The following is a 22,247-nucleotide window of genomic DNA, read 5'->3' on the forward strand; positions in this document are numbered from 1 at the left end:
GCCTTACGCCGTGGCGTTGGGCAAACGCACGGTCACGCGGTTGTTGGCCGTTGGCAACTGCAGCGGCGTTTCCTGCCAACTTACCGCGATAACCAATACCGGCGGGGCCGGCACGCGCGGCTCACGCCCGCCTGGCCCCACGCTGTAGGCATCCCATTCAATCACAAACACCCCGCCGTCTTGCGGCTCGACCCGCTCGACGAAAAAGGTGGTGTCCGAACCGCGCCCGCCCGCCGGTTTATGCGCATAAGAGAGCAGGCTGAACCACTCGCCGGCGAAGTAGAGATGGTATAGGCCATCGACGATATGCTCGCCGCGGAACTGGCAGCCGCCGACGCTCAAACCGTCACCCGACGGGGATTCCGCCACGCGTTCGAGATCGCGCACGAAGCGATCGGTCGGCCTGTTATCCAACAACAGTTCATAAGGCGGCGTGTGCAGCAGCGCGGCAGGATCGTCCGCCTGGCGCAGATCCGCCGGCAACATCGAGCGCGCCGCCAGCACGCGGCCGCTGGGCAACGTGATCTCCAGCCGATCCGCCGGATCCGCTACCCACTGCGGCACCCACAGACCGCGCACAAGGTGCAACGGCGTGGCTTCCACCTGCCGACACGTCGCCCGCAGCCGCACCAACGCCTCAACGGAACCGGCGGCCAAGGCTCCCAGCTCGCGATCGGTCAACGCAGGCAGCGCATACATCGCCCGGGCGGCGGGCTCGTATACCGTCAGCTCCTCTCCCTCGCGGCTGCGGGTCGGTATCAGGCGCAGCTTGCCATCGTCCACGTCCTGCGGCGCGGCACAGGCGCCATGCACAATCGCCCCGTCGCGCAGCAGCAGCGTCCAAAAGCTGGGGCCGCCCATGCCCAGTTCCCCCACGCCGCCAATCTGCCGGTCGCTGTCGCCGGCGTGCGCCATCTCAATCGGCTGCGAACGCCAGTCGGTCTTGCGCCACTCTGTCGCCTCTTCGGGTTCTTGCCCGCTTTTAGCGGCGTGCTTCGCCCATTGCAGCACGGCAAACAGCGCGATGCACAGCACACCCCAAACCGGGTGATCCTGCCAAATCAATAACCAACCGACGATCAAAAGCGCCCAGGCGGCCATGGCGATATCCTTTTCGAAGAGAAAACCGCCTGATTCTAGCTCAGGCGGTTAGTGGGGTTGAAGCCTATGCCATGAATAATTAGCCGTTAAATAGAAAGGTAATAATTTCAGCGTTATTTCTGTGACTATGAAGATCACATAAATAACGCTTCACCGAGTGGTCCCAGCGTAAAAACATAACTCTCTGTATCTCAATAAATATTTATTGCTCGATTAAAAAAACAGAAAGCGTAAAGAGAAAAAATCGCAATAATTTGTACATATTCTAAACATTGACTATGTTTAGACATACTATTTATATGCAGGAAAAAATACCGAATAAAAAATCAGAAAGGCGCTTAAAAAATTAACACAACCTTGCTTACCGCGAGGAAGAAAAACTCTTTTCCAGCAATATTCCGAGGATATTTTATCTCCACGGAACGGGTAACTTTGCGTTTTATCAGGCCAATAGGCTACACACCGCAATTAATATCATTATTAGCATTCCGGAGACCGACAATGAAAATCGTTACGGGCATTATCCTTACCTCTGTAGCCGCCTTCAGCGGCGCGGCTTACGCGGCCGATGCACAACCTACCACCGGCAACGCGGAAGTGATGCTGGAACACGTGCACGCCGTGATGGAAAACGGCAGCCCGGCGCCGCAGCACGACGCCGCCTGCCAAAAAGAACTTTCCATGCCGGAATCGAAATATATCGGCATGAAGGTCAAAACCGATTACACCATCAACAGCAGCACCATGATGATGTCGGCCAAGTCGATGTTCCCATCGCCGGATTCCATGAAACCCATGGAGCTGACGGTCGATCTCTCCGCGCTGGGCCTGGCGGATGTGTATGCCTTCGGCGCCTTTAAACCGGCCGCATTGCCGCAGGCCTATATTTATTTCACCATCGACAAGGATTTTAAAAATCCGGTCAGCACCTTTATGATCATTAACCAAGGCAAGCAATATAACTGCGTGATCTCCAGCTCGAATAAAATGATGAGCAAAGAGATGCGCGGCAAGATGATGATGAAGAAACAGTAACGGAATGAAAAACGGCGCTTCCCGCAACAGGAAGCGCCGTCAGCAAAGCCTTAAATCAGACCAGGATTGTATTTCTGGTTGAACTTCTCTTCCGATTGGAACAGATAAATAATGCCTTCGATAAAGCCGACAATCGATGGGATCCCCGTCCAGCAGAACAGCAGGTAGAACAGCCCCCACCACTTCATCCCCAGGTAAAACTTGTGAATGCCCAGTCCGCCCAGGAAGATGGCCAACAGGGCCGCCGCGAGCTTGTCTTTTCTGCTCATAGTTCACTTCTCCTAACTTCTCACCGAACCACCGGCATGCATAAAAACGGATGCCGCTCCACAGAGCGCCGCATCGCAATGCTTGAGGAGGAAAACATTCATCCATCAAGGCTCAACAGGGGTAATTATAACAGTGATTAATTAAACGGTTGTTTAACCAGCGAAAGGATAAGCAGAGGGAGTATGGAGAGGATGGTGCCGATAATAGGAGTCGAACCTACGACCTTCGCATTACGAATGCGCTGCTCTACCAACTGAGCTATATCGGCATCGAGCCGGGCCTGCGGGGCAAGCCGGAAGTGCGTTGAACAAGGTAGACCTGCGCGCGAAATGAGTCAATAGCCGCCGGGGCGTTTGGTTGTTTTGCAAGCAACCAGACTGTCGTGCAGTCCCCCTTTTCCAAAAACAATCAGGGCGCAGCATGGTGCGCCCTGACCTCTTTATGACCGCAATGCGGCCTTAGCTGCGCACCAGATCGTCGCCGTAGCCAATCCACTTGTAGGTGGTCAGCGCGTCCAAGCCCATCGGGCCGCGGGCGTGCAGTTTCTGGGTGCTCACCGCCACTTCCGCGCCCAGGCCGAACTGGCCGCCGTCGGTGAAGCGGGTGCTGGCGTTGACGTACACCGCCGAGGAGTCCACCGCACGCACGAAGTGCTCGGCGCTGCTCAGCGAGCGGGTGAGGATCGCGTCGGAGTGGTTGGTGCCGTGGGTGCGGATGTGGTCGATGGCCTGATCGATATCGTCCACCAGCAACACGTTCAGATCCAGAGACAGCCATTCGTCGTCGTAATCCTCCGCATTCACCGGCACCACCGTCGCCGGGCCGCCCTGCAGCAGCGGCAACGCGTTTTCCGCCGCGTGCAGCGTCACGCCCGCCGCCGCCATTTTGGCGCTCAGCGCCGGCAGGAACTCGCCGGCAATGCTGCGGTTCACCAGCAGCGTCTCCAGCGAGTTACAGGCGCTCGGGCGCTGGATCTTGGCGTTTTCAATCACCGTCAGCGCCTTGTCGAAATCAACGTCGGCATCCACGTAGGTGTGGCACACGCCGATGCCGCCGGTGATCACCGGGATGGTCGATTGCTCGCGGCACAGCTTGTGCAGGCCGGCGCCGCCGCGCGGGATCAGCATGTCGACGTAGCGATCCAGGCGCAGCAGTTCGTTCACCAGCGCGCGATCCGGGCTGTCGATCGCCTGCACCGCCGCCGCCGGCAGGCCACACTGTTCCAACGCCTGCTGGATCACTTTCACCGTCGCCTGGTTGGTGTTGTGTGTCTCTTTACCGCCGCGCAGGATCACTGCGTTGCCGGTCTTCAGGCACAGGCTGGCGACGTCGATGGTGACGTTCGGCCGCGCCTCGTAAATCACGCCGATCACGCCGAGCGGCACCCGCCGGCGCTCCAGCTTCAGCCCGCTGTCCAGCAGGTTGCCGTCCAGCACGTGGCCGACCGGATCGTTCAGGCGGCACACCTGGCGCACGTCGTTGGCGATCGCCGCCAGCCGCGCCGGGGTCAGCAACAGGCGATCGAGCAGCGCTTCGCTCATACCGGTGGCGCGCGCCTGCGCCATGTCTTGTTCGTTCGCCAGCAGGATCGCTTCACTGTTGGCTTCCAACCTGTCGGCCATCACCGACAGCACCTGATTCTTCTTCGCCGTGCTCAGCACCGCCAGCTGCCAGGAGGCCTGCTTGGCGGCCTTCCCCATCTGCTCCAGCATGCTCACTCCTTAACTGACAATCATATCGTCGCGGTGCACTGCCACCGGACCGTATTCATAACCGAGGATTTCGCTGATTTCCTGCGAGTGGTGCCCGGCGATCATGCGCATCGCGTCGCTGTTGTAGCGGCTGACGCCGTGCGCCAGATCGCGCCCCGCCTGGTTGCGGATGCGGATCACTTCGCCGCGCGAGAAGTCGCCCTTCACTTCGCGGATGCCTTTCGGCAGCAGCGAGCTGCCGCGCGCCATCATCGCTTCCACCGCACCGTCGTCGACGGTGATCTCACCGGCCGGCGGCGCGCCGAAGATCCAGCGCTTGCGGTTTTCCAGCGGGGTTTCCAGCGCGTGGAAACGGGTGCCCACCGGTTTGCCTTCAATCACGTCCGCCACCACGCCCGGCTTGCTGCCCGCGGCGATCACCACGTCGATGCCGGCGCGGCAGGCCACATCGGCCGCCTGCAGCTTGGTGCCCATGCCGCCGGTGCCCAGACCGGAGACGCTGTCGCCGGCGATGGCGCGCAGCGCGTCGTCAATGCCGTGCACTTCACGGATCAGTTCGGCCTGCGGGTTGTTGCGCGGATCGGCGGTGTAGAGGCCCTGCTGATCGGTCAGCAGCAGCAGTTTGTCGGCCCCGGCCAGAATGGCCGCCAGCGCCGACAGGTTATCGTTGTCGCCCACCTTGATTTCGGCGGTGGCGACGGCGTCGTTCTCATTGATTACCGGCACGATGCGGTTGTCCAGCAGCGCCGTCATGGTGTCGCGCGCGTTGAGGAAGCGCTCGCGGTCTTCCAGATCGGCGCGCGTCAGCAGCATCTGCCCGACGTGAATGCCGTAAATGGAGAACAGCTGTTCCCACAGCTGGATCAGCCGGCTCTGCCCCACCGCCGCCAGCAGCTGCTTGGAGGCGATGGTGGCGGGCAGCTCGGGATAACCCAGGTGCTCGCGCCCGGCGGCGATGGCGCCGGAGGTGACGATGACAATGCGGTGGCCCGCGGCGTGTTGCTGCGCGCACTGGCGCACCAATTCGACGATGTGGGCGCGGTTAAGACGCAGCGAGCCGCCGGTCAACACGCTGGTGCCCAATTTCACAACCAATGTCTGGCTGCCGTTCATAGTATTTCTGCCGTGTGTAATGATGAGAAGAAGAGTGCAAAGGTCTTTGTAACAGGAGAGACGCGTTATGCCAACAGGCACAACGCGAAATCAGCACAATACGTGGTCAAACGGGGTCAGGCGGAGAGTTTGATCAGTTTTTCTTTGAAATCGTCGGCGGGTTCCAGCCCCAGTTCCATGGTCGCCAGCAGCTCGCCCAGGCGGCGATGGAAGTCGCGCAGGGTGTCTTCCAGTTTGGCGCTCACTTCATCATCCTTAATGTTTTGCGCCGTCCAGTCGCCTTCTTTGTCGAACAGGCCGAATTGGTACGAATAGGTGAAGCGCGCCTCTTCCGCCTGCAGCTCCATCCACCAGCCCCAGAACTCACGCTTCTCCGGAGCGGGCTTTACATTGACGCAGACGGCCAAACAATCAAAGAAAAACCGGTCGTTCTCACATTGCCCTTCACGCAGGTACGGCCCCAAGCTGGCAAAACGTTTCATTAGTCGGCTTTTAGGGTGACCACTCGGTAACGTCATTCTCTAACCTCCTCAATGTAGACCACTCTTTTTAACAAACTGTTAAAATTTAGCAACTAATTAACGCATTTTATCCTTCAGCCAACCGGACATCTGCAGCAACGCCCGATGGAAGCTGTCGTAAACCGGGGTGCGCGGGATGGCGATCAGCTTGCCGCTCACCGAAGAGGTGACGATCAGCTGCGACTCCTCTTTCGGGCTGAGCGTATCGCGCTCCCAGTAGCCGGAGATCATCGGCGTCGGGCAGCGGCGCCCCAGCAGCCCCTGCATTTTCAGCGAGTAGCTGTTCAGTTCCACCTTCAGCACGTTGTCCGAGGCGTTAGCCATGCCCATGCGGCTGGCCAGCACGTCCATATACATGTCCGGCACGTTCAGCTGGGTGCTGCTGTCACACAGCAGGCGATGCACCACCGGCCCCAGGCAGGCCACGCCGCGCAGCCGCTGCGGCTCCAGGTAGGCCAATCGCACCGCCACGTTGGCGCCGAAACGGAAGCCGAAGGCGCTCACCCGCTGATGATCCACCCACGGCACCGAGGCCAACTGGATCAGCACCTGCTGGTGCAGGTAGCTGGAGTCCTGCGTCAGCTTCCATTTGCAGGAGGAGCCGATCGACGGCATATCGAGCGTCAGCATGGCGATGCCGTGCGGCGCCAGGTAGTCGCGGAACAGGCGGTGGTAGTCGGTCTGCAACGTGTCGAGGCTGCCGCACATCAGCACCGTCGGGAACGGCGCTTCGCCCTTCTCGGGCATGTGCAGGAAACCGGTGACGCAGCCGCCGCCTTCGATGCGGAACTCCAGCTCTTTCAGCTGATACGGCAACAGCAGCGCCGCCTCTTCGTAAGCGCGGTTGGCGAGCATCTCCGCCTGTTCAGCCAGCTCGTCGCCCTTCAGGTGCGGGTAACCGGCGATGCTGTACAGGCTCGCGGCCTTCAGCCAGTACTCGCCGCCGACCAGCGGATCCTGCTGCTCCATCGCCCGCTGCTGCCACTGCATGCCCTGATGGATCCACTCGTAGATCCAGTTGCCATTGCGGTAGCCCACCACGGTATCCAGCCGCTGCGGATTGCTGCGCTCGGCGTCCGAGGCGGCGATACGCGCCAGCACTTCGTGGATTTCGATCGGGCTGACGCCGCGCCAGGCCCACAGCAGCGGGTTCAGCATGCGATACCAGCTGCCGGTAGTGTCGCCTTCCAATGCGGAATGCATGGCGGCGCTCACTTTGTTGCGCGCGCGCAGCACCAGCGTCGAGGTTTCAGGGTGTTTGAATTTGGGCTTGAAAAGAATTTCAGAAAGGTTGGCCTGTGCCATGGTAACAACAGCCTCCGTAAATCTGGCGATAGGCCGCAAAAGGCCTACTTAACTGGAGGTAGTGTACCTAACTCTGGCGGGATAAACCAAGATAACGCAAACGCCCGGCATAACCGGGCGTTGGGCTGGAACTGGCTGGACTTAGCGACCGCCGATAGGGGGAACGAAGCTGACGCCCATGTCCCACGGCTGTTCGATCCAGGTATCCTGCGGGATGTCGACTTCGTAGTCGTCCACCAGCGGACGGCCCGCCGGCTTGGCGAAGATGGTGACGAAATGCGCTTTCGGATACATGTCGCGGATCGCTTTCGCGGTGCCGCCGGTATCCACCAGATCGTCCACCACGATGAAGCCTTCACCGTCGCCTTCGGCGCGCTTGAGCACTTTCATTTCGCGCTGGTTGTCATGGTCATAGCTGGAAATGCAGACGGTATCCACATAGCGGATGCCCAGCTCGCGCGCCAGCAGACCCGCCGGCACCAGGCCGCCGCGGCTGACGGCAATGATGCCCGTCCATTTGTCGGCAGGCAGCAGGCGGTGCGCCAGCTTGCGTGCGTGTATTTGCAGCATATCCCAGGTAACAACGTATTTTTCGCTCATAGAATCGTGTCCCAGCCGGCTGGTGAAGCGGCTTACTTTATAGTTCAGGGGAAAAAAGGTTGCGCGAGATTATAGAGACTGGCCGCGTTGAATTCCAGCTGTACCGAGGAAAACCTCGCGATTTCCGCCGGGCGGCTTTTCGGTGATTGATGCTGAAAAAACGAGCGTTCCCGCAGCGAAGCCGTGTGATCAAGCGCTTAAACCGCACAATACGGGGCGCGCACCGCCGGAAATAAAGTGATATTCTCTGACGATCGTGCCACGACGCACAGATACCCGCTCACCTTAACCGCGCGGCACGCCCGTCCTGTCGGAGCTTGCCGTCACAGGAGACTTATAGTGTCTGAATTGTCTCAGCTTTCGCCACAGCCGCTGTGGGATATTTTCGCCAAGATCTGTTCTATCCCGCACCCTTCTTATCATGAAGAAGCGCTGGCGCAGCACATCCTCACCTGGGCCAAAGAAAAGAACCTGCACGCCGAGCGCGATCAGGTCGGCAATATCCTGCTGCGCAAACCGGCCACCAAAGGCATGGAAAATCGCAAGCCGGTGGCGCTGCAAGCGCACCTGGACATGGTGCCGCAAAAGAATAACGACACCGTGCACGACTTCGCCAAGGATCCGATCCAGCCTTATATCGCCGGCGAGTGGGTGAAAGCGCGCGGCACCACGCTGGGCGCCGACAACGGCATCGGCATGGCCTCCGCCCTGGCGGTGCTGGCCGACGACAGCGTTGAGCACGGCCCGCTGGAAGTCCTGCTGACCATGACCGAAGAAGCGGGGATGGACGGCGCCTTCGGGCTGCAGCCGAACTGGCTGCAGGCGGACATCCTGATCAATACCGATTCCGAAGAAGAAGGCGAAATCTACATGGGTTGCGCCGGCGGTATCGACTTCATCACTACCCTGCCGCTGCAGCGCGAAGCGGTGCCGGCCGGTTACCAAACCCTGAAGCTGACCCTCAAGGGCCTGAAAGGCGGCCATTCCGGCGCCGAGATCCACGTCGGGCTGGGCAACGCCAACAAACTGCTGGCGCGCTTCCTGTTCGCCCATGCGGAGGCGCTGAACCTGCGCGTGCTGGACCTGAACGGCGGCACCCTGCGCAACGCCATCCCGCGTGAAGCCTCCGCGGTGGTAGCGGTGCCGGCAGAAAAAGCCGACGCGCTGAAAGCGCTGAGCCAAGAGTTCCTGGCCGTGCTACAGAACGAACTCTCCGCCAAAGAGAAGAACATCACCGTGCTGCTGGAGCCGACCACCAGCGCTTCGCAGGCGCTGAGCGCCGACAGCCAGCAACGCTTCCTGGCGCTGCTGAACGGCACGCCGAACGGCGTGATCCGCATGAGCGACGCGGTCAAAGGCGTGGTGGAAACCTCTCTGAACGTCGGCGTAGTCACCACCAGCGAAAACGAAGCGGAAATCATCTGCCTGATCCGCTCCCTGATCGACAGCGGCAAAGATTACGTTGTCGAGATGCTGACCGCGCTGGGCCAACTGGCCGGCGCCAACGTGGCGCCGAAGGGGGGCTACCCGGGCTGGCAGCCGGACGCCGACTCACCGGTGATGCACCTGGTGCGCGAGCTGTATCAGGAGCTGTTCAACAAGACGCCGAACATCATGGTGATCCACGCCGGTCTGGAATGCGGTCTGTTCAAAAAGCCGTATCCAAACATGGATATGGTATCGATCGGGCCAACCATCACCGGCCCGCACTCGCCGGATGAGCAAGTGCATATCGAAAGCGTCGGTCTGTACTGGAAGCTGCTGACCTCGCTGCTGAAAGCGATCCCTGAGCGCGCGTAATCTGCGCGCTTAACGCAAAAAGCCGGCGACTCGCCGGCTTTTTTATTCCCAAGGCAGCGCCAGCTGCCGCTCCAGCTGCGGATCGAGCAGCGTCACATGCAACCCCACCAGCCGCACGCCGCGCCCTTCACGCCGCTCGCGCCACGCCTGCCGCGCCACCTCCAGCAAATCCTGCCGGTTCAACACCGGGAAGACGTGCTCCTGGGTGGTTTGCTGAAAATCCTGAAACTTCAGCTTCACGCCCTGCCGGGCGATGTGCAGATCCGGCTTTACCTTGCGCAGCCGCATCTCCAGCTCGGGATAGAGTTTGTCGATAATCAGCGTTTCGCAGTCTTCCCAGTCGTGAATGTCTTCCGCCAGCGTGCGCTCCACCCCCACCGATTTGCGCAGCCGCTCCGCTAAGATTTCGCGCCGATCGATGCCCTGACACCGCTCCCACAACACCCGGCCAAACTTGCCGAAGCGCTTGAGCAGCTGCGCCAAATCGTATTGCTGCACGTCGGCGCAGGTGATAAGCCCCACCTCTTCCAGCCGCTTGGCAGTCACCTTGCCGACGCCGGGGATCTTGCTGAGCGGCAGCTGCTGCAAAAACGCCGGCACCTGCGCTGGCGTGATCACGTATTGCCCGTTCGGCTTGTTCATCTCAGAGGCGATTTTGGCGAGAAACTTGATCGGCGCGACGCCGGCCGACGCGGTGAGGTTCAGTTCGTCGGCGATCGCCTGGCGGATCTCCTGGGCGATCAGCGTCGCCGAACCATTGCATTGCGGGCTGTCTGTCACGTCGAGATAGGCTTCATCGAGCGACAGCGGCTCGATCAACGGGGTATAGCGGGCGAAGATTTCGCGGATGTGCAGCGAGGCCTCTTTGTAGGCTGCCATGCGCCCCGGCAGCAGGGTGAGATGCGGGCACAGCTTGAGCGCCATCGCCGTGGACATGGCGCTGTGTACGCCATAGCGCCGCGCCGGGTAGTTGGCGGTGCTGATCACCCCGCGCCGATCGGCGCTGCCGCCAATCGCCAGCGGAATATCGCGCAGGCTGGGATCGTCGCGCATTTCCACCGCCGCGAAGAAGCAGTCCATATCGACATGAATGATTTTACGCATCGCACCCTCCAGTAACACTGTATAAGTATACAGTCAGATACCGAAAGCTCAAGGCCGCGGAGCTCGAGGAAAGCGGCGTTTCCGCCAGATATTTCCGCGTTGTTAAAAAAGCTTAATTTTTCAATAGTATGATTTCCGCCATCCCGTTCGGCTCTCCACAACGATAACGACAAGGTATCCTACATGATCAGATTTTCTCATTTGCTGCTGGCTTCCGCGCTGTCGCTGAGCGCGCTGGCGGCCAGCGCCGCCGCCGGTCATGCGCCGGCGATCGTCGCCCACCGCGGCGGCACCGCCGATGCGCCGGAAAACACCCGCATCGCTATCGAAACGGCATTGAAAAACGGCGCCGACGCCATTTGGATCACCCTGCAAGAATCCAAAGACGGCGTCATCGTGCTGTACCGCCCCTCGGATCTGAAAGCGTTGACCAACCGGCAGGGCCCGGTCTCTGCCTATACCGCCGCGCAGCTGGCCGAGACCGACGCCGGCTGGGCCTTCGCCAAGGGTGACGCCCACCCGTTCCGCGGCCAGGGCATCGGCATTCCGCGGCTCGACGACGTGCTGAAGGCGTTTCCGCACGTCACCTTTTATCTGGACATCAAATCCCCGGACGCCGATCCGGCGCAGTTTGGCCAGGCGCTGCTGGCGACGTTGCAAAGCACCAACAGCCTGAACCGCACCCGCGTCTACTCTACCGACGCCAAATACCTGCAGGCGCTGCCGCCGGCCATCCCGCGCTTTGAAAGCCGCGACGAGACCCGCACGCTGCTGGCCAACGTCACCATGGCGCACCAGTGCGACGTCAAACCGGACAACCGGCAGCCGCGCTGGTACGGGCTGGAGCTGAAACGCGAGGTGGAGGTGGTAGAGAAATATACCCTCGGCGAAGGGCGTTCGAAGGCATTTCTGACCTGGGATAAAGAGTCGATGGACTGTTTCCGCTCGCAGGGCCCGGCGCACATCATCCTGTTCGGGGTCAACTCGCCGCAGGAATATCAGCAGGCGCTGGCGCTGGGCGCCGACGGCGTGATGGTTAACTCCCCGGCCGAGGCGAAAAGCTTCCGCAAGGCGAAATAAATAACCGGCTACGGCATAAGGCGGTTCGACATCCCACCTTATGCCCGTATGGCTTTCAACATCCGTTAGCGAGCAGGAACTACCTGGATGATGCCATTTTCATTGCGAACACTAAACCCAACGCCGAATAGCCGGGCGGCAGGCTCAAGGCCTTTATTTCGTTTATCCGGCGACAACAGCGTCACCGATACCCCGTAAGACTTCCCGTCTTCGAATTTATAATTATCGTCGGGAATGCACGTAGCCGCGGTGACCGCAGGCATCTCGTTATCCGTGAAGTGCTTGCCTAAGATAGCGTTGGCGTTGCCGATTTCTTCGATAATGACGCCGGCCAAGCGCTCGTCCCCTTCAGGTTGAACCCGCACACAAACGTGGTTATCAACGACAGTGACGTTGGCCGCGTAGTTTTTTGGCCTCGGATCGTTCATGTGCATGCAGCCGGCGAGCAGCAAAGCCAGTGTTCCAACCAAAATAATGCGGTTCATCCTGTTACCTCTGCTTAAGAAACTGAGAAAGCGTATATTCGTATTTTCTGGCGATCGTTTTATCCGTTACGCCCTGAAAATTCACGCCATTGTTAATCGCGCCCAGCCAAACGTTCATGCGCCTTTCGGCAAGGCCTCAAATAAAAAACCCGGCCAAGGCCGGGTTTTCGCTACAGCTACAGAATGCGGTGCTTTTCCAACTGCTCGCGCCGCTGCGCCGCTTTGGCTTCGCGTTTTTTGCGCGCATCGCACGGCTCCGGGCAGTCGCAGACTTTCTCCATGCCCAGCGCGGTGATGCCGCCGCAGCTGCCCTGCAGGCTTTTGCGTTTGAACACATAGCCCAGCGACATGCCGCCGACGATCAGCAGAAACAACACGAAGGTAGCGGCGAATACCGTCAACATAGCAACCTCACGAACGCTTTTTCAGATAGGGCTTGAACGCGTCTGAATAACGCTCCTCAAAGCCGTCGGCGGTTTTCACGATCATGAACACCGGGATGCCGAGCAGGTTGGCCAGCGCCATGCCGCGCTCCGGCCCCATCACGTTCAGGCCGGTGGATAGGCCGTCGGCGGTCATGCAGGTCGGGCTCAGCACGGTGATCGACACCAACCGATGATGGATTGGGCGCCCGGTGATCGGATCGATGGTGTGCGAATAGCGCACCCCGTCTTGCTCGAAGTAGTTGCGATAGTCACCCGAGGTGGCGATCGACATCTCCCCGGGTTGGATCACCAGCTGCGCCTGCTGCTGCGTACCGGCGGTCGGGCGCTCGATGGCGATGCGCCACGGCTTTTGTTCGCCGTTATGCCCGCGCGTGCGCACCTCGCCGCCGATATCCACCATGTAGTTCTTCACATGCCGGGACTGCAGATATTCCGCCACCACGTCCACGCCATACCCTTTGGCGATCGACGACAGATCGACGTACAGCTCAGGGATGCTTTTCACCAGCGCGCTGCCCTGCACCGACAGTTTGTCGGCGCCGGTCCAGGCGCGGCGATGCTCCAGCTCCGCCTCGCTCGGCACTTTGTCCGGCCGCCCTTCCGGGCCGAAGCCCCACAGGTTGACCAGCGGCCCGACGGTCACGTCCAGCGCGCCATCGGTGACGCGGTTGATGCGCAGCGCTTCGCGCACCACTTCGGCGGTGGCCGGCGAAACCGGGAACGGCCGGTCAATGTCGCGGCTGGCGTTGAAGCGGCTCAGCTCGGAATCCGGCCGGTAGGTGGACATCTGATCGTTCACCTGCTCCAGCCGTTTGTCGATCTCCGCCTGCATCTCGCGCGCCGACGGCGTATCTTCGCCGGTCACGTAACGGATCGAATACGAGGTGCCCATGGTTTTACCCGTCAGGTCCACCTGTTCCGGCCCGCAGCCGGTCAGCAGCAGGGTGGCGCTCAGCGCCACGCCCGTCAGCCAGTTCTTCATCGCCAATGCGCGCATTTAGCCACCAAAGTCATCCAGCATGATGTTTTCGTCTTCGACGCCCAGATCTTTGAGCATCTTGATCACCGCGGCGTTCATCATCGGCGGCCCGCACATGTAAAACTCGCAGTCCTCCGGCGCCGGATGGTTCTTCAGGTAGTTCTCCAGCAGAACATTATGGATAAAGCCGGTGTAGCCGGTCCAGTTATCTTCCGGCTGCGGATCCGACAGCGCCACGTGCCAGGTGAAGTTTTCGTTCTCCGCCTGCAGCTGGTTGAAGTCGTCTTCATAGAACATCTCGCGCAGCGAACGCGCGCCGTACCAGAAGGTGATCTTGCGTTTCGAGTTCAAACGCTTGAGCTGATCGAAGATGTGCGAACGCATCGGCGCCATGCCCGCGCCGCCGCCGATAAAGATCATTTCGGCGTCGGTGTCCTTGGCGAAGAACTCGCCGAACGGCCCGGAGATGGTCACCTTGTCGCCCGGCTTCAGCGACCAGATATAGGAAGACATGATGCCCGGCGGCACGTCCGGATTGTTCGGCGGCGGCGTGGCGATACGCACGTTGAGCATGATGATGCCCTTCTCTTCCGGGTAGTTGGCCATCGAGTAGGCGCGCACCGTGGTGTCGTTCACCGTCGAACGGTAGCGGAACAGGTTGAACTTGTCCCAGTCGCCGCGATACTCCTGCGGCACGTCGAAGTCGGCGTAACTGATGTCGTGCGCCGGCGCTTCGATCTGGATGAAACCGCCCGCGCGGAACGGCACGTCTTCGCCATCGGGGATCTTCAGCTTCAGCTCTTTGATAAAGGTGGCTTTGTTATCGTTGGAGATAACCTCGCACTCCCATTTCTTCACGCCGAAGATCTCTTCCGGCAGCTCGATCTTCAGGTTCTGCTTCACGTTCACCTGGCACGCCAGGCGGCACCCTTCTTTCGCTTCGCGCTTGTTGATGTGCGAGAGCTCGGTCGGCAGGATATCGCCGCCGCCCTCTTTGATCACCACCCGGCACTGGCCGCAGGAGCCGCCGCCGCCGCAGGCCGAGGAGACGAAGATCCCCTGGCTGGAGAGCACGTTGAGCAGCTTGTCGCCCGCCGGCGCATGGAAGCTCTTATCCAGATCGCCGTTGATTTCCACCGCGATGTCGCCGGTGTTCACCAGCTTCGATTTGGCGAACAGGATCAGCAACACCAGCACCATCACGATGGCGGTGAACATCGCTACGCCTAAAATAATTTCCATAAATTCTTCCCGCCTTTACAACTGAACACCGGAGAAGGACATGAAGCCCAGCGCCATCAGTCCGGTGGTGATAAAGGTAATGCCCAGACCGCGCAGCCCTGCCGGCACGTTGGCATACTTGAGTTTTTCGCGGATCCCCGCCATGGCGACGATCGCCAGCATCCAGCCGGTGCCGGAACCAAAGCCGTACACCACCGATTCGGCGAAGTTGTAGTCGCGCTGCACCATGAAGGACACGCCACCGAAGATGGCGCAGTTCACGGTGATGAGCGGCAGGAAGATGCCGAGCGCGTTATACAGCGACGGGAAGAAACGATCGAGGATCATCTCCAGAATCTGCACCAGCGCCGCAATCACGCCGATGAAGGTGATGAAGTTGAGGAAGCTCAGATCGACGCCTTCCACCAGCGCGCCGTCGCGCAGGATCAGGTTGTAGACCAGGTTGTTCACCGGCACCGAAATGCCGAGCACGATGGTCACCGCGATGCCCAGGCCAAAGGCGGTCGAGACCTTCTTCGACACCGCCAGGAAGGTGCACATCCCGAGGAAGAACGCCAGCGCCATGTTCTCAACGAACACCGCGCGCACAAACAGGCTGATATAGTGTTCCATCGGCCTTTACTCCTTTTCGATCTGCGCCGGCTTCAGGGTGCGCAGCACCCAGATCAGCAGGCCGATGATGAAGAACGCGCTCGGCGCCAGCAGGAACAGGCCGTTCGGCTGATACCAGCCGCCGTTCTGCACCGTTTCCAGCACCGGCACGCCGAACAGCTTGCCGGAGCCGATCAGCTCGCGCAGGAAACCGACCAGCACCAGGATCACCCCGTAACCCAGCCCGTTGCCGATGCCGTCCATAAAGCTCTCGATCGGCGGCGACTTCATGGCGTAGGCCTCGGCGCGCCCCATCACGATGCAGTTGGTGATGATAAGGCCGACGAACACCGACAGCTGCTTGGAGATCTCGAACGCATAGGCGCGCAACAGCTGATCGACCACGATCACCAGCGAGGCGATGATCGCCATTTGCACGATGATGCGCACGCTGTTGGGAATATGATGACGGATCAGCGAGATGAAGAAGCTGGAGAACGCGGTCACCAGCGTCACCGCAATGGTCATCACCACCGCCGTTTCCAGCTTGGTGGTCACCGCCAGCGCCGAACAGACGCCCAGCACCTGCAGGGCGATCGGGTTATTGTCGAACAGCGGCCCCAGCAGGACCCGCTTTATCTCTTTGGAATCAGCCATTTTTCAGCGCTCCTTCACGAACTTTTTTCAGGAACGGGCCGAAGCCGTGCTCGCCCAACCAGAAATCAAACGTATGCTGTACGCCGTTGGAGGTCAGCGTGGCGCCGGACAGGCCGTCCACCCCGTGTACGTCCCCCTGACGCGCGCCGCCTTTCACCACGCGGATCGCCGGCTGGCCGTTGTCATCGAACAGCTGCTTGCCGACCCACTGCTGGCGCCAGGACGGGTTCTCGACCTCACCGCCCAGCCCCGGCGTTTCCCCCTGGTCGTAGTAGGTGATGCCCTTGACCGTGTTGCCGTCGTTATCCAATGCCACGAAGGCGTACATCATCGACCACAGACCGGTGCCGTATACCGGCAACACAATCTTGTTCACCTGGCCGCTTTCATCGCGCACCAGGTAGATTTCCGCCTGGTTGCTGCGGCGCTTGATGCCGGCCGGATCGTCGCCCGCGGGCAACGCCACGCTTTTGGCGTCGTCGCGCAGCGCGGCGCCCAGATCGAACGCCGCCGCCTTGCCGGCGACAAATTCGCCGCTGTTCAGATCCACCAGGCGCGGTTCGATGCGCTCGCTGTACAGGCGCTTGACCTGCTCGCTCTCCATTTTCGGCTGCAACAGGCCGGCTACGTCGAGAATATTGCGCTGCTTGTCGAGCAGCTTTTGCTCCTGCTGTTTGGACTTCAGGCCGACGGCGGAGCCCGCCACCACCACTGAACACACCAGACACAGCAGCAGCACTACCAGCAGCGTTTTACCGATGCCGTCGTTTTTCGCTTCATTCGCCACGGGCTTTTCTCCGCTTGATGTTGGCCTGCACCACCAGATAATCGAACAGCGGCGCGAACAGGTTGGCGAACAGGATCGCCAGCATCATGCCTTCCGGATAGGCGGGGTTGACCACCCGGATCAGCACGCACATCACGCCGATCAGAATGCCGTACCACCATTTCCCCTTGTTGGTGAAGGAGGCGGAAACCGGGTCGGTCGCCATAAAGATCATGCCGAAGGCGAAGCCGCCCAGCACCAGATGCCAGTACCACGGCATGGCAAACATCGGGTTGGTGTCCGAACCGATGGCGTTGAACAACAGGGCGGAAGCCACCATGCCGAGCATCACGCCGGCGACGATGCGCCAGGAGGCCACGCGGCCGAACAGGATAATCGCCCCGCCGATCAGGATCATCAGCGTGGAGACTTCACCGATGGAGCCGGGAATGTTGCCGAGGAAGGCGTCCAGCCAACTGATGGACTGGCCGGTGGCCACGTTGCTCAGGCTGTGCGCCCCGCCAGCGCTCCACTGCGCCAGCGGCGTCGCGCCGGAGAAACCGTCCGCGGAGGTCCACACCAAGTCACCGGAGATCTGCGCCGGATAGGCGAAGAACAGGAAGGCGCGGCCGGCCAGCGCCGGGTTGAGGAAGTTGCGCCCGGTGCCGCCGAAGATCTCTTTGGCCACCACCACGCCGAAGGTGATGCCCAGCGCGGCCTGCCACAGCGGCAGGGTCGGCGGCACGATCAGCGCGAACAGAATAGAAGTGACGAAGAAGCCTTCGTTGACCTCATGCTTGCGGATAATGGCGAACAGCACTTCCCAGAAGCCGCCGACGACGAACACCACGGCGTAGATCGGCAGGAAGTAACAGGCGCCCAGCACCATCTTGCTGACCCAGCCGGCGTCGGCCGCCAGCGAGGCGCCGAGCCACTGCGCCAGGCGATAATGCCAGTCGCCCGCCAGCACCTGTTGCAGCGCGTCGCCGCTGTACAGATGGTGCAGCGCCGGGATCGCCTGCTGGCCGACGTTGTACATGCCCCAGAACATCGCCGGGAACACCGCCAGCCACACCAGGATCATCATGCGTTTCAAATCGATGGCGTCGCGCACGTGCGAAGCGCCGCGCGTCACCGTGCCGGGGGTATAAAACACCGTGGTGGTCGCTTCATACAGCGGGTACCACTTTTCCAGTTTGCCGCCCGGCGTGAAGTGATGCTCTATCTTCTCAAAATAATTCTTCAGGCCCATCGGTTATCCTTCCTGCTCAATCTTGGTCAGCACCTCGCGCAGCACCGGCGCGTACTCATACTTGCCGGGGCAAACGAAGGTGCACAACGCCAGATCTTCCTCGTCCAGCTCCAGGCAGCCCAGCGCCTGCGCACTGTCGCTGTCGCCCGCCAGCAAATCGCGCAGCAGCAGCGTCGGCAAAATATCCAGCGGCATCACCCGCTCATAGTTGCCGATCGGCACCATGGCGCGTTCGCCGCCGTTAGTGGTGGTCGAGAAGGCGAACAGTTTGTTTTTCAGGAAGTGGCCCAGCGTGGTGCGGGTAATGGAGAACTTGTTCGGCGACGGCACGATCCAGCCGAACAGCTCTTTGTCGCGCCCTTCTTCCAGCACCGACACCTGCGAGTGGAAACGGCCCAGCCAGGCGTTCGGCCCGGCGGCCTGCATACCGTTCAGCACCGAACCGGAGATCACCCGGTTCTCGCCCTCTTTCAGGCGGCCGGCGGTCAGCTCATCGAGGCTGGCTCCCAGGCGGGTGCGCAGCAGCGTCGGCTGCGCCACCTGCGGCCCGGCCAGCGCCACGACCCGTTGGGTATCGAGCTTACCGGTGGTGAACAGGGTGCCGATGGCGATCGCGTCCTGGTAACCGATGTGCCAAACGGTTTTCTTCAGGCTGACCGGTTCAAGGAAGTGAATGTGGGTGCCCACCAGCCCGGCGGGATGCGGGCCGGCAAATTCGCTGTAGGCGATCTGCGGGCCGCTCTGCTGGCCAACCGAGGCGCCGGCGGCGTGGCATACGTGTACCTTACCCGCAGTCAGACGCGCCAAGACCACCAGCCCGGCGTTAAACGCCGCCTGCTGTTCGGCGATGATCACCTGCGGATCGGCGGCCAACGGTTGGGTATCCATCGCGGTGACGAAAATGGCGCGCGGTTCGCTGCCGGGGCTTGGCGTTTTGCTGAACGGGCGGGTGCGCAGCGCGGTCCACAGGCCGCTGGCGATCAGTTCGCTTTCGACCTGTTCGCGCGGCAGTTGGCTGAGTTCACCCAACGGATAATGCGCAAACTCGAGCTGATCGTCGCCGCCGTTTTCCAGCGCAATCACCACCGATTGCAAGACGCGCCGCTCGCCGCGGTTAATCGCGACGATGCGGCCGCTGGCGGGAGCCGTGAAGAAAACCCCGGGGTTTTTCTTATCTTCGAACAACGCCTGGCCTTTCTTAACGGTATCGCCTTCCTGCACCAGCATGGAGGGACGCATTCCGACATACTCTTCCCCAAGCAGGGCGACATGCTGAATGTTCGGGCCATCTTGGATCGCCTGAACCGGGGCTCCGGCTATCGGCAGATCTAACCCTTTTCTGATCTTAATCATAGGATTTATACGATGTAGTTTGGTTTACACGTCTGACCGGCCCCAGAGGCGGGTGCTGACGATGCCAGGATTGCCGGGCAGTGCGCACAACGGCACGCCCAACATGAACTTTCTCGCAGTGAAAAACTGGGGTAACGCGCATTCCCTTGAATCCCCCTTCCGTTGTTTGCGCGACAGTCGATGTGTTAACGGCATGTAGCCAAATAACCATCAAAACGGCCGGGTTATATGCCATAACTCTTGCCGCTTCAATCGCCACAGCGCGTTAAATTGAAGAGAGAATATTAACATTGTTCGCAACATTGTTCTGCGTTCCGTCGTGACTTGTGTCAAGCAAACGCAATTAAATTTCGCCTGTTTTTCACTACTTATCGTTAAAATCTGCCGGTCATTTCACTTTTATCGAGCTTTGTCGTTTTTTTATACATATCACGTATTGCTAAAAATAAACGCGCTGGTAATCTGGCGGTGTTTTGCAGCAGTAAAAACAATAATCAGTGGCACGCTGGCCAATCTCATTGCGCCGGCAGATAAATATAAGCAGGAATAATAATGAGCAAAATCGCGCTGTTGTTTGCGATGCTTGTTTCTATGCCGATGATCACGGCCTGCAGCGCCAGCGAGCAGGTACCCGAAGCGCCGGTAGTTAAACAGCAATTATTGGGGTCGCCGGTCTATATTCAGATCTTCAAAGAGGAACGCAAGCTGGAATTGTATGCCAAAATGGGCAATGAATTCCGCTTGGTCAATACGTTCCCGATCTGTAATTTCTCCGGCGGGCTGGGTCCTAAACGTCGTGAAGGCGACTTTAAAAGTCCGGAAGGCTTTTATAGCGTTGACGCGCGCCATCTGAAACCCGACAGCAAGTATTATCGGGCGATCAATATCGGTTTCCCTAATGATTACGATAAGTCGCAGGGCTATTCCGGCGCTTATCTGATGATCCACGGCGAATGTAAATCGATCGGCTGTTACGCGATGACCAACACCTATATGGATGAGATCTATCGCTACGTCGAAGCCGCCTTCGCCTATGGCCAAAGCCGCGTCGACATCAGCATCTACCCGTTCCGCATGACCGAACAGAACCTGAAGCGCCATGCGTCATCCAGCTATATCGCCTTCTGGCGCCAGCTGAAGCCGGGCTATGATTACTTCGCGAAGAACCACCAGCCGCCGATGATGACCGTGGACAACGGCCAGTATGTGCTGGGTCAACCGTTGATGAGCAGCGGCCAGATGACGCAGTACGCGTCAACCAGCCCGACGCCCAACACCAATCCCTTCGCTCAGAACAAGCCGCTCACCGAAGTGAAATAACGCGAACTCGCCTGGCTCAATCTTGTGCCAGGTTTCGTTGGCGGTCAGCGGTTGGGTGGCGATCACCGTGACCACATCGTTCGGTGTGGTCTGCTGCTGAAAATCGATCTCCACGTCCTGATCCAGTAGCGTCGCCTTGCCGAACGGCGCGCGGCGCGTGATCCAATACAGGTTGGTGGAGCAATAGGCCATCACGAAGCGCCCGTCCGACAACAGCATGTTAAATACCCCTTTCTTGCGCAGCTGGCTCGCCAACAGGCCGATATAGCGGAACACCGCCGGCCACTGGCTCGGCGTGCGCGGGTATTTCAACGCCAGCTGATGCAGCAGCCAGCAAAACGCGTATTCGCTGTCGGTCTGGCCGACCGGGCGAAACGTGCCGGTATCCAGTTGGCGATAGCCTTTCAATTGGCCGTTGTGCGCGTAGGTCCAGTTGCGGCCCCACAGTTCGCGGGTAAACGGATGGGTGTTTTCCAGCGCCACTTCGCCGCGGTTGGCCTGGCGAATATGGGACACCACCGCGCAAGACTTGATCGGATAGTCCTGCACCAGGCGGGCGATCGGCGAGTTGAAGCTCGGCTGCGGATCCTTGAATGTGCGGCAGCCGTTCCCTTCATAGAAGGTAATGCCCCAGCCATCCTTATGCGGCCCGGTGCGGCCGCCGCGCTGTACCAGGCCGGTAAAGCTGAAGCAGATATCGGTCGGTACGTTTGCGCTCATCCCGAGCAGTTCACACATCGCCAGCACTCCTTAACCACACTGACATACGCTGTGCGGGCGCGGCATGCATGCGGCGCCCGCTGTCTTATTCCTGGGGGAGCCGCAGCCCCCCCGAAGGCTATCAAGCCTTAACCATCTCTTTTTCGATCAGCTGAATCAAGATGTGAATCGCTTTGATGTGGATTTCCTGAATGCGATCGGCGTAGCCGAAGTGCGGCACACGGATTTCCACATCGGCGGAACCCGCCATTTTGCCGCCGTCCTTGCCGGTCAGGGTGATCACTTTCATCCCCTTGGCACGCGCCGCGTCGATGGCCTTGATGATGTTGCCGGAGTTGCCGGAGGTGGAAATGCCCAGCAGCACGTCGCCTTCGCGGCCCACCGCTTCCACATAGCGGGAGAACACATACTCATAGCCGAAGTCGTTGCTGACGCAGGACAGATGGCTCACGTCCGAGATGGCAATCGCCGGGTAGCCCGGGCGGTTTTCACGGTAGCGGCCGGTCAGCTCTTCGGCGAAATGCATCGCGTCGCAATGGGAACCGCCGTTGCCGCAGGAGATCACTTTACCGCCGGCTTTGAAGGAGTCCGCCAGCAGCACCGCCGCGCGTTGGATGGCGTCGATGTTGGCGTCGTCATTGATAAATTTCGCCAAGGTATCAGCCGCTTCGTTCAGTTCACTGCGAATAAGGTCGTGGTACATGAGGAACCTCTTGTTATCGTCAAATCTTCCGCTCCGCAGTGTACCGGATCGCGGAAACAGCGAGAAGCATTCTCAGCCAAACAGCGCGCCGG

General features: G+C 60.0%; 23 protein-coding genes and 1 tRNA gene. 4 read left to right on the plus strand and 20 right to left on the minus strand.

The window, feature by feature from the left end:
- Positions 1 to 3: 3 nt before the first annotated feature.
- On the minus strand, positions 4 to 1,101 hold the full coding sequence (locus H7A77_RS09535; RefSeq protein WP_072628324.1) for a hypothetical protein: 1,098 nt from the start codon (positions 1,099 to 1,101) through the stop codon (positions 4 to 6).
- A gap of 501 nt (positions 1,102 to 1,602) precedes the next feature.
- On the opposite strand from H7A77_RS09535, the gene H7A77_RS09540 reads away from it, so the two are divergent.
- Positions 1,603 to 2,136 carry a hypothetical protein gene (locus tag H7A77_RS09540; protein ID WP_033651031.1) on the plus strand — a complete coding sequence of 178 codons (534 nt, stop codon included), beginning with the start codon at positions 1,603 to 1,605 and terminating at the stop codon, positions 2,134 to 2,136.
- A gap of 50 nt (positions 2,137 to 2,186) precedes the next feature.
- On the opposite strand, the gene H7A77_RS09545 is transcribed toward H7A77_RS09540, so the two are convergent.
- From H7A77_RS09545 to gpt, 7 genes are all read right to left on the minus strand, one after another.
- The gene (locus tag H7A77_RS09545) at positions 2,187 to 2,405 is read right to left on the minus strand and encodes a TM2 domain-containing protein (protein ID WP_033641985.1); all 219 of its coding nucleotides are present in this window, start codon (positions 2,403 to 2,405) and stop codon (positions 2,187 to 2,189) included.
- A 193-nt stretch (positions 2,406 to 2,598) separates the two neighbouring features.
- A tRNA-Thr gene (locus H7A77_RS09550) sits at positions 2,599 to 2,674 on the minus strand.
- 190 nt (positions 2,675 to 2,864) lie between these two features.
- Positions 2,865 to 4,118, minus strand: coding sequence for a glutamate-5-semialdehyde dehydrogenase (gene proA, locus H7A77_RS09555; protein ID WP_182074095.1), 1,254 nt, complete (start codon positions 4,116 to 4,118; stop codon positions 2,865 to 2,867).
- A gap of 9 nt (positions 4,119 to 4,127) precedes the next feature.
- On the minus strand, positions 4,128 to 5,231 hold the full coding sequence (proB, locus tag H7A77_RS09560) for a glutamate 5-kinase (RefSeq protein WP_033651028.1): 1,104 nt from the start codon (positions 5,229 to 5,231) through the stop codon (positions 4,128 to 4,130).
- A 116-nt stretch (positions 5,232 to 5,347) separates the two neighbouring features.
- Positions 5,348 to 5,749: a sigma factor-binding protein Crl gene (gene crl, locus H7A77_RS09565; RefSeq protein ID WP_033641981.1), complete on the minus strand. Its 402-nt coding sequence runs from the start codon at positions 5,747 to 5,749 to the stop codon at positions 5,348 to 5,350.
- Positions 5,750 to 5,809: 60 nt separating this feature from the next.
- Entirely contained in the window at positions 5,810 to 7,057 is a 1,248-nt protein-coding gene (gene frsA, locus H7A77_RS09570; RefSeq protein ID WP_089191218.1) for an esterase FrsA, read from the minus strand.
- A gap of 141 nt (positions 7,058 to 7,198) precedes the next feature.
- Entirely contained in the window at positions 7,199 to 7,657 is a 459-nt protein-coding gene (gpt, locus tag H7A77_RS09575) for a xanthine phosphoribosyltransferase (RefSeq protein WP_033651025.1), read from the minus strand.
- Between the two features lie 339 nt (positions 7,658 to 7,996).
- Between gpt and pepD the strand changes: the two genes are divergently transcribed.
- Positions 7,997 to 9,457: a beta-Ala-His dipeptidase gene (gene pepD, locus H7A77_RS09580; RefSeq protein ID WP_046688291.1), complete on the plus strand. Its 1,461-nt coding sequence runs from the start codon at positions 7,997 to 7,999 to the stop codon at positions 9,455 to 9,457.
- A 42-nt stretch (positions 9,458 to 9,499) separates the two neighbouring features.
- Here pepD and dinB read toward each other — a convergent pair whose 3' ends face one another.
- On the minus strand, positions 9,500 to 10,561 hold the full coding sequence (gene dinB / locus H7A77_RS09585) for a DNA polymerase IV (protein ID WP_042783740.1): 1,062 nt from the start codon (positions 10,559 to 10,561) through the stop codon (positions 9,500 to 9,502).
- A gap of 183 nt (positions 10,562 to 10,744) precedes the next feature.
- Between dinB and H7A77_RS09590 the strand changes: the two genes are divergently transcribed.
- Complete coding sequence (locus H7A77_RS09590) at positions 10,745 to 11,641, plus strand: glycerophosphodiester phosphodiesterase family protein (protein WP_072628326.1); 897 nt, start codon at positions 10,745 to 10,747, stop codon at positions 11,639 to 11,641.
- Positions 11,642 to 11,706: 65 nt separating this feature from the next.
- Here the strand turns inward: H7A77_RS09590 and H7A77_RS09595 are convergent, their stop codons facing one another.
- The 9 genes from H7A77_RS09595 to H7A77_RS09635 all read right to left on the minus strand — a co-directional run bounded on the left by H7A77_RS09595 (position 11,707) and on the right by H7A77_RS09635 (position 19,412).
- On the minus strand, positions 11,707 to 12,126 hold the full coding sequence (locus H7A77_RS09595; RefSeq protein WP_182074096.1) for a putative T6SS immunity periplasmic lipoprotein: 420 nt from the start codon (positions 12,124 to 12,126) through the stop codon (positions 11,707 to 11,709).
- 176 nt (positions 12,127 to 12,302) lie between these two features.
- Positions 12,303 to 12,530 carry a (Na+)-NQR maturation NqrM gene (gene nqrM, locus H7A77_RS09600; protein ID WP_016928987.1) on the minus strand — a complete coding sequence of 76 codons (228 nt, stop codon included), beginning with the start codon at positions 12,528 to 12,530 and terminating at the stop codon, positions 12,303 to 12,305.
- A gap of 7 nt (positions 12,531 to 12,537) precedes the next feature.
- On the minus strand, positions 12,538 to 13,569 hold the full coding sequence (locus tag H7A77_RS09605) for an FAD:protein FMN transferase (RefSeq protein ID WP_033651019.1): 1,032 nt from the start codon (positions 13,567 to 13,569) through the stop codon (positions 12,538 to 12,540).
- Complete coding sequence (gene nqrF / locus H7A77_RS09610; protein ID WP_033634097.1) at positions 13,570 to 14,793, minus strand: NADH:ubiquinone reductase (Na(+)-transporting) subunit F; 1,224 nt, start codon at positions 14,791 to 14,793, stop codon at positions 13,570 to 13,572. It lies immediately after the preceding gene.
- A gap of 15 nt (positions 14,794 to 14,808) precedes the next feature.
- Positions 14,809 to 15,405: an NADH:ubiquinone reductase (Na(+)-transporting) subunit E gene (gene nqrE / locus H7A77_RS09615; RefSeq protein ID WP_004930235.1), complete on the minus strand. Its 597-nt coding sequence runs from the start codon at positions 15,403 to 15,405 to the stop codon at positions 14,809 to 14,811.
- 6 nt (positions 15,406 to 15,411) lie between these two features.
- A complete protein-coding gene (locus tag H7A77_RS09620) occupies positions 15,412 to 16,041 on the minus strand; it encodes an NADH:ubiquinone reductase (Na(+)-transporting) subunit D (RefSeq protein ID WP_004930232.1) in 630 nt (209 codons plus the stop codon).
- Positions 16,034 to 16,828: a Na(+)-translocating NADH-quinone reductase subunit C gene (locus tag H7A77_RS09625; protein ID WP_033641975.1), complete on the minus strand. Its 795-nt coding sequence runs from the start codon at positions 16,826 to 16,828 to the stop codon at positions 16,034 to 16,036. The genes H7A77_RS09620 and H7A77_RS09625 overlap by 8 nt, the downstream gene beginning before the upstream one ends.
- A complete protein-coding gene (locus tag H7A77_RS09630) occupies positions 16,818 to 18,059 on the minus strand; it encodes an NADH:ubiquinone reductase (Na(+)-transporting) subunit B (protein WP_016928991.1) in 1,242 nt (413 codons plus the stop codon). Before H7A77_RS09630 ends, H7A77_RS09625 begins: the two co-directional genes overlap by 11 nt.
- A gap of 3 nt (positions 18,060 to 18,062) precedes the next feature.
- Positions 18,063 to 19,412, minus strand: a complete 1,350-nt coding sequence (locus tag H7A77_RS09635; RefSeq protein ID WP_033651017.1) for a Na(+)-translocating NADH-quinone reductase subunit A — start codon at positions 19,410 to 19,412, stop codon at positions 18,063 to 18,065.
- 552 nt (positions 19,413 to 19,964) lie between these two features.
- Here H7A77_RS09635 and dpaA point away from each other — a divergent pair.
- Positions 19,965 to 20,732: a peptidoglycan meso-diaminopimelic acid protein amidase gene (gene dpaA, locus H7A77_RS09640; protein WP_033641973.1), complete on the plus strand. Its 768-nt coding sequence runs from the start codon at positions 19,965 to 19,967 to the stop codon at positions 20,730 to 20,732.
- Here the strand turns inward: dpaA and H7A77_RS09645 are convergent.
- On the minus strand, positions 20,667 to 21,470 hold the full coding sequence (locus H7A77_RS09645) for a class II glutamine amidotransferase (RefSeq protein ID WP_019454310.1): 804 nt from the start codon (positions 21,468 to 21,470) through the stop codon (positions 20,667 to 20,669). The two genes, dpaA and H7A77_RS09645, sit on opposite strands and share 66 nt — an antisense overlap.
- A 103-nt stretch (positions 21,471 to 21,573) precedes the next feature.
- Entirely contained in the window at positions 21,574 to 22,155 is a 582-nt protein-coding gene (lpcA, locus tag H7A77_RS09650) for a D-sedoheptulose 7-phosphate isomerase (RefSeq protein WP_004930220.1), read from the minus strand.
- Between the last annotated feature and the right edge of the window lie 92 nt (positions 22,156 to 22,247).

The organism is Serratia sp. ME47 (assembly GCF_903970925.1).
Taxonomy (GTDB): Bacteria; Pseudomonadota; Gammaproteobacteria; order Enterobacterales; family Enterobacteriaceae; genus Serratia; species Serratia ureilytica.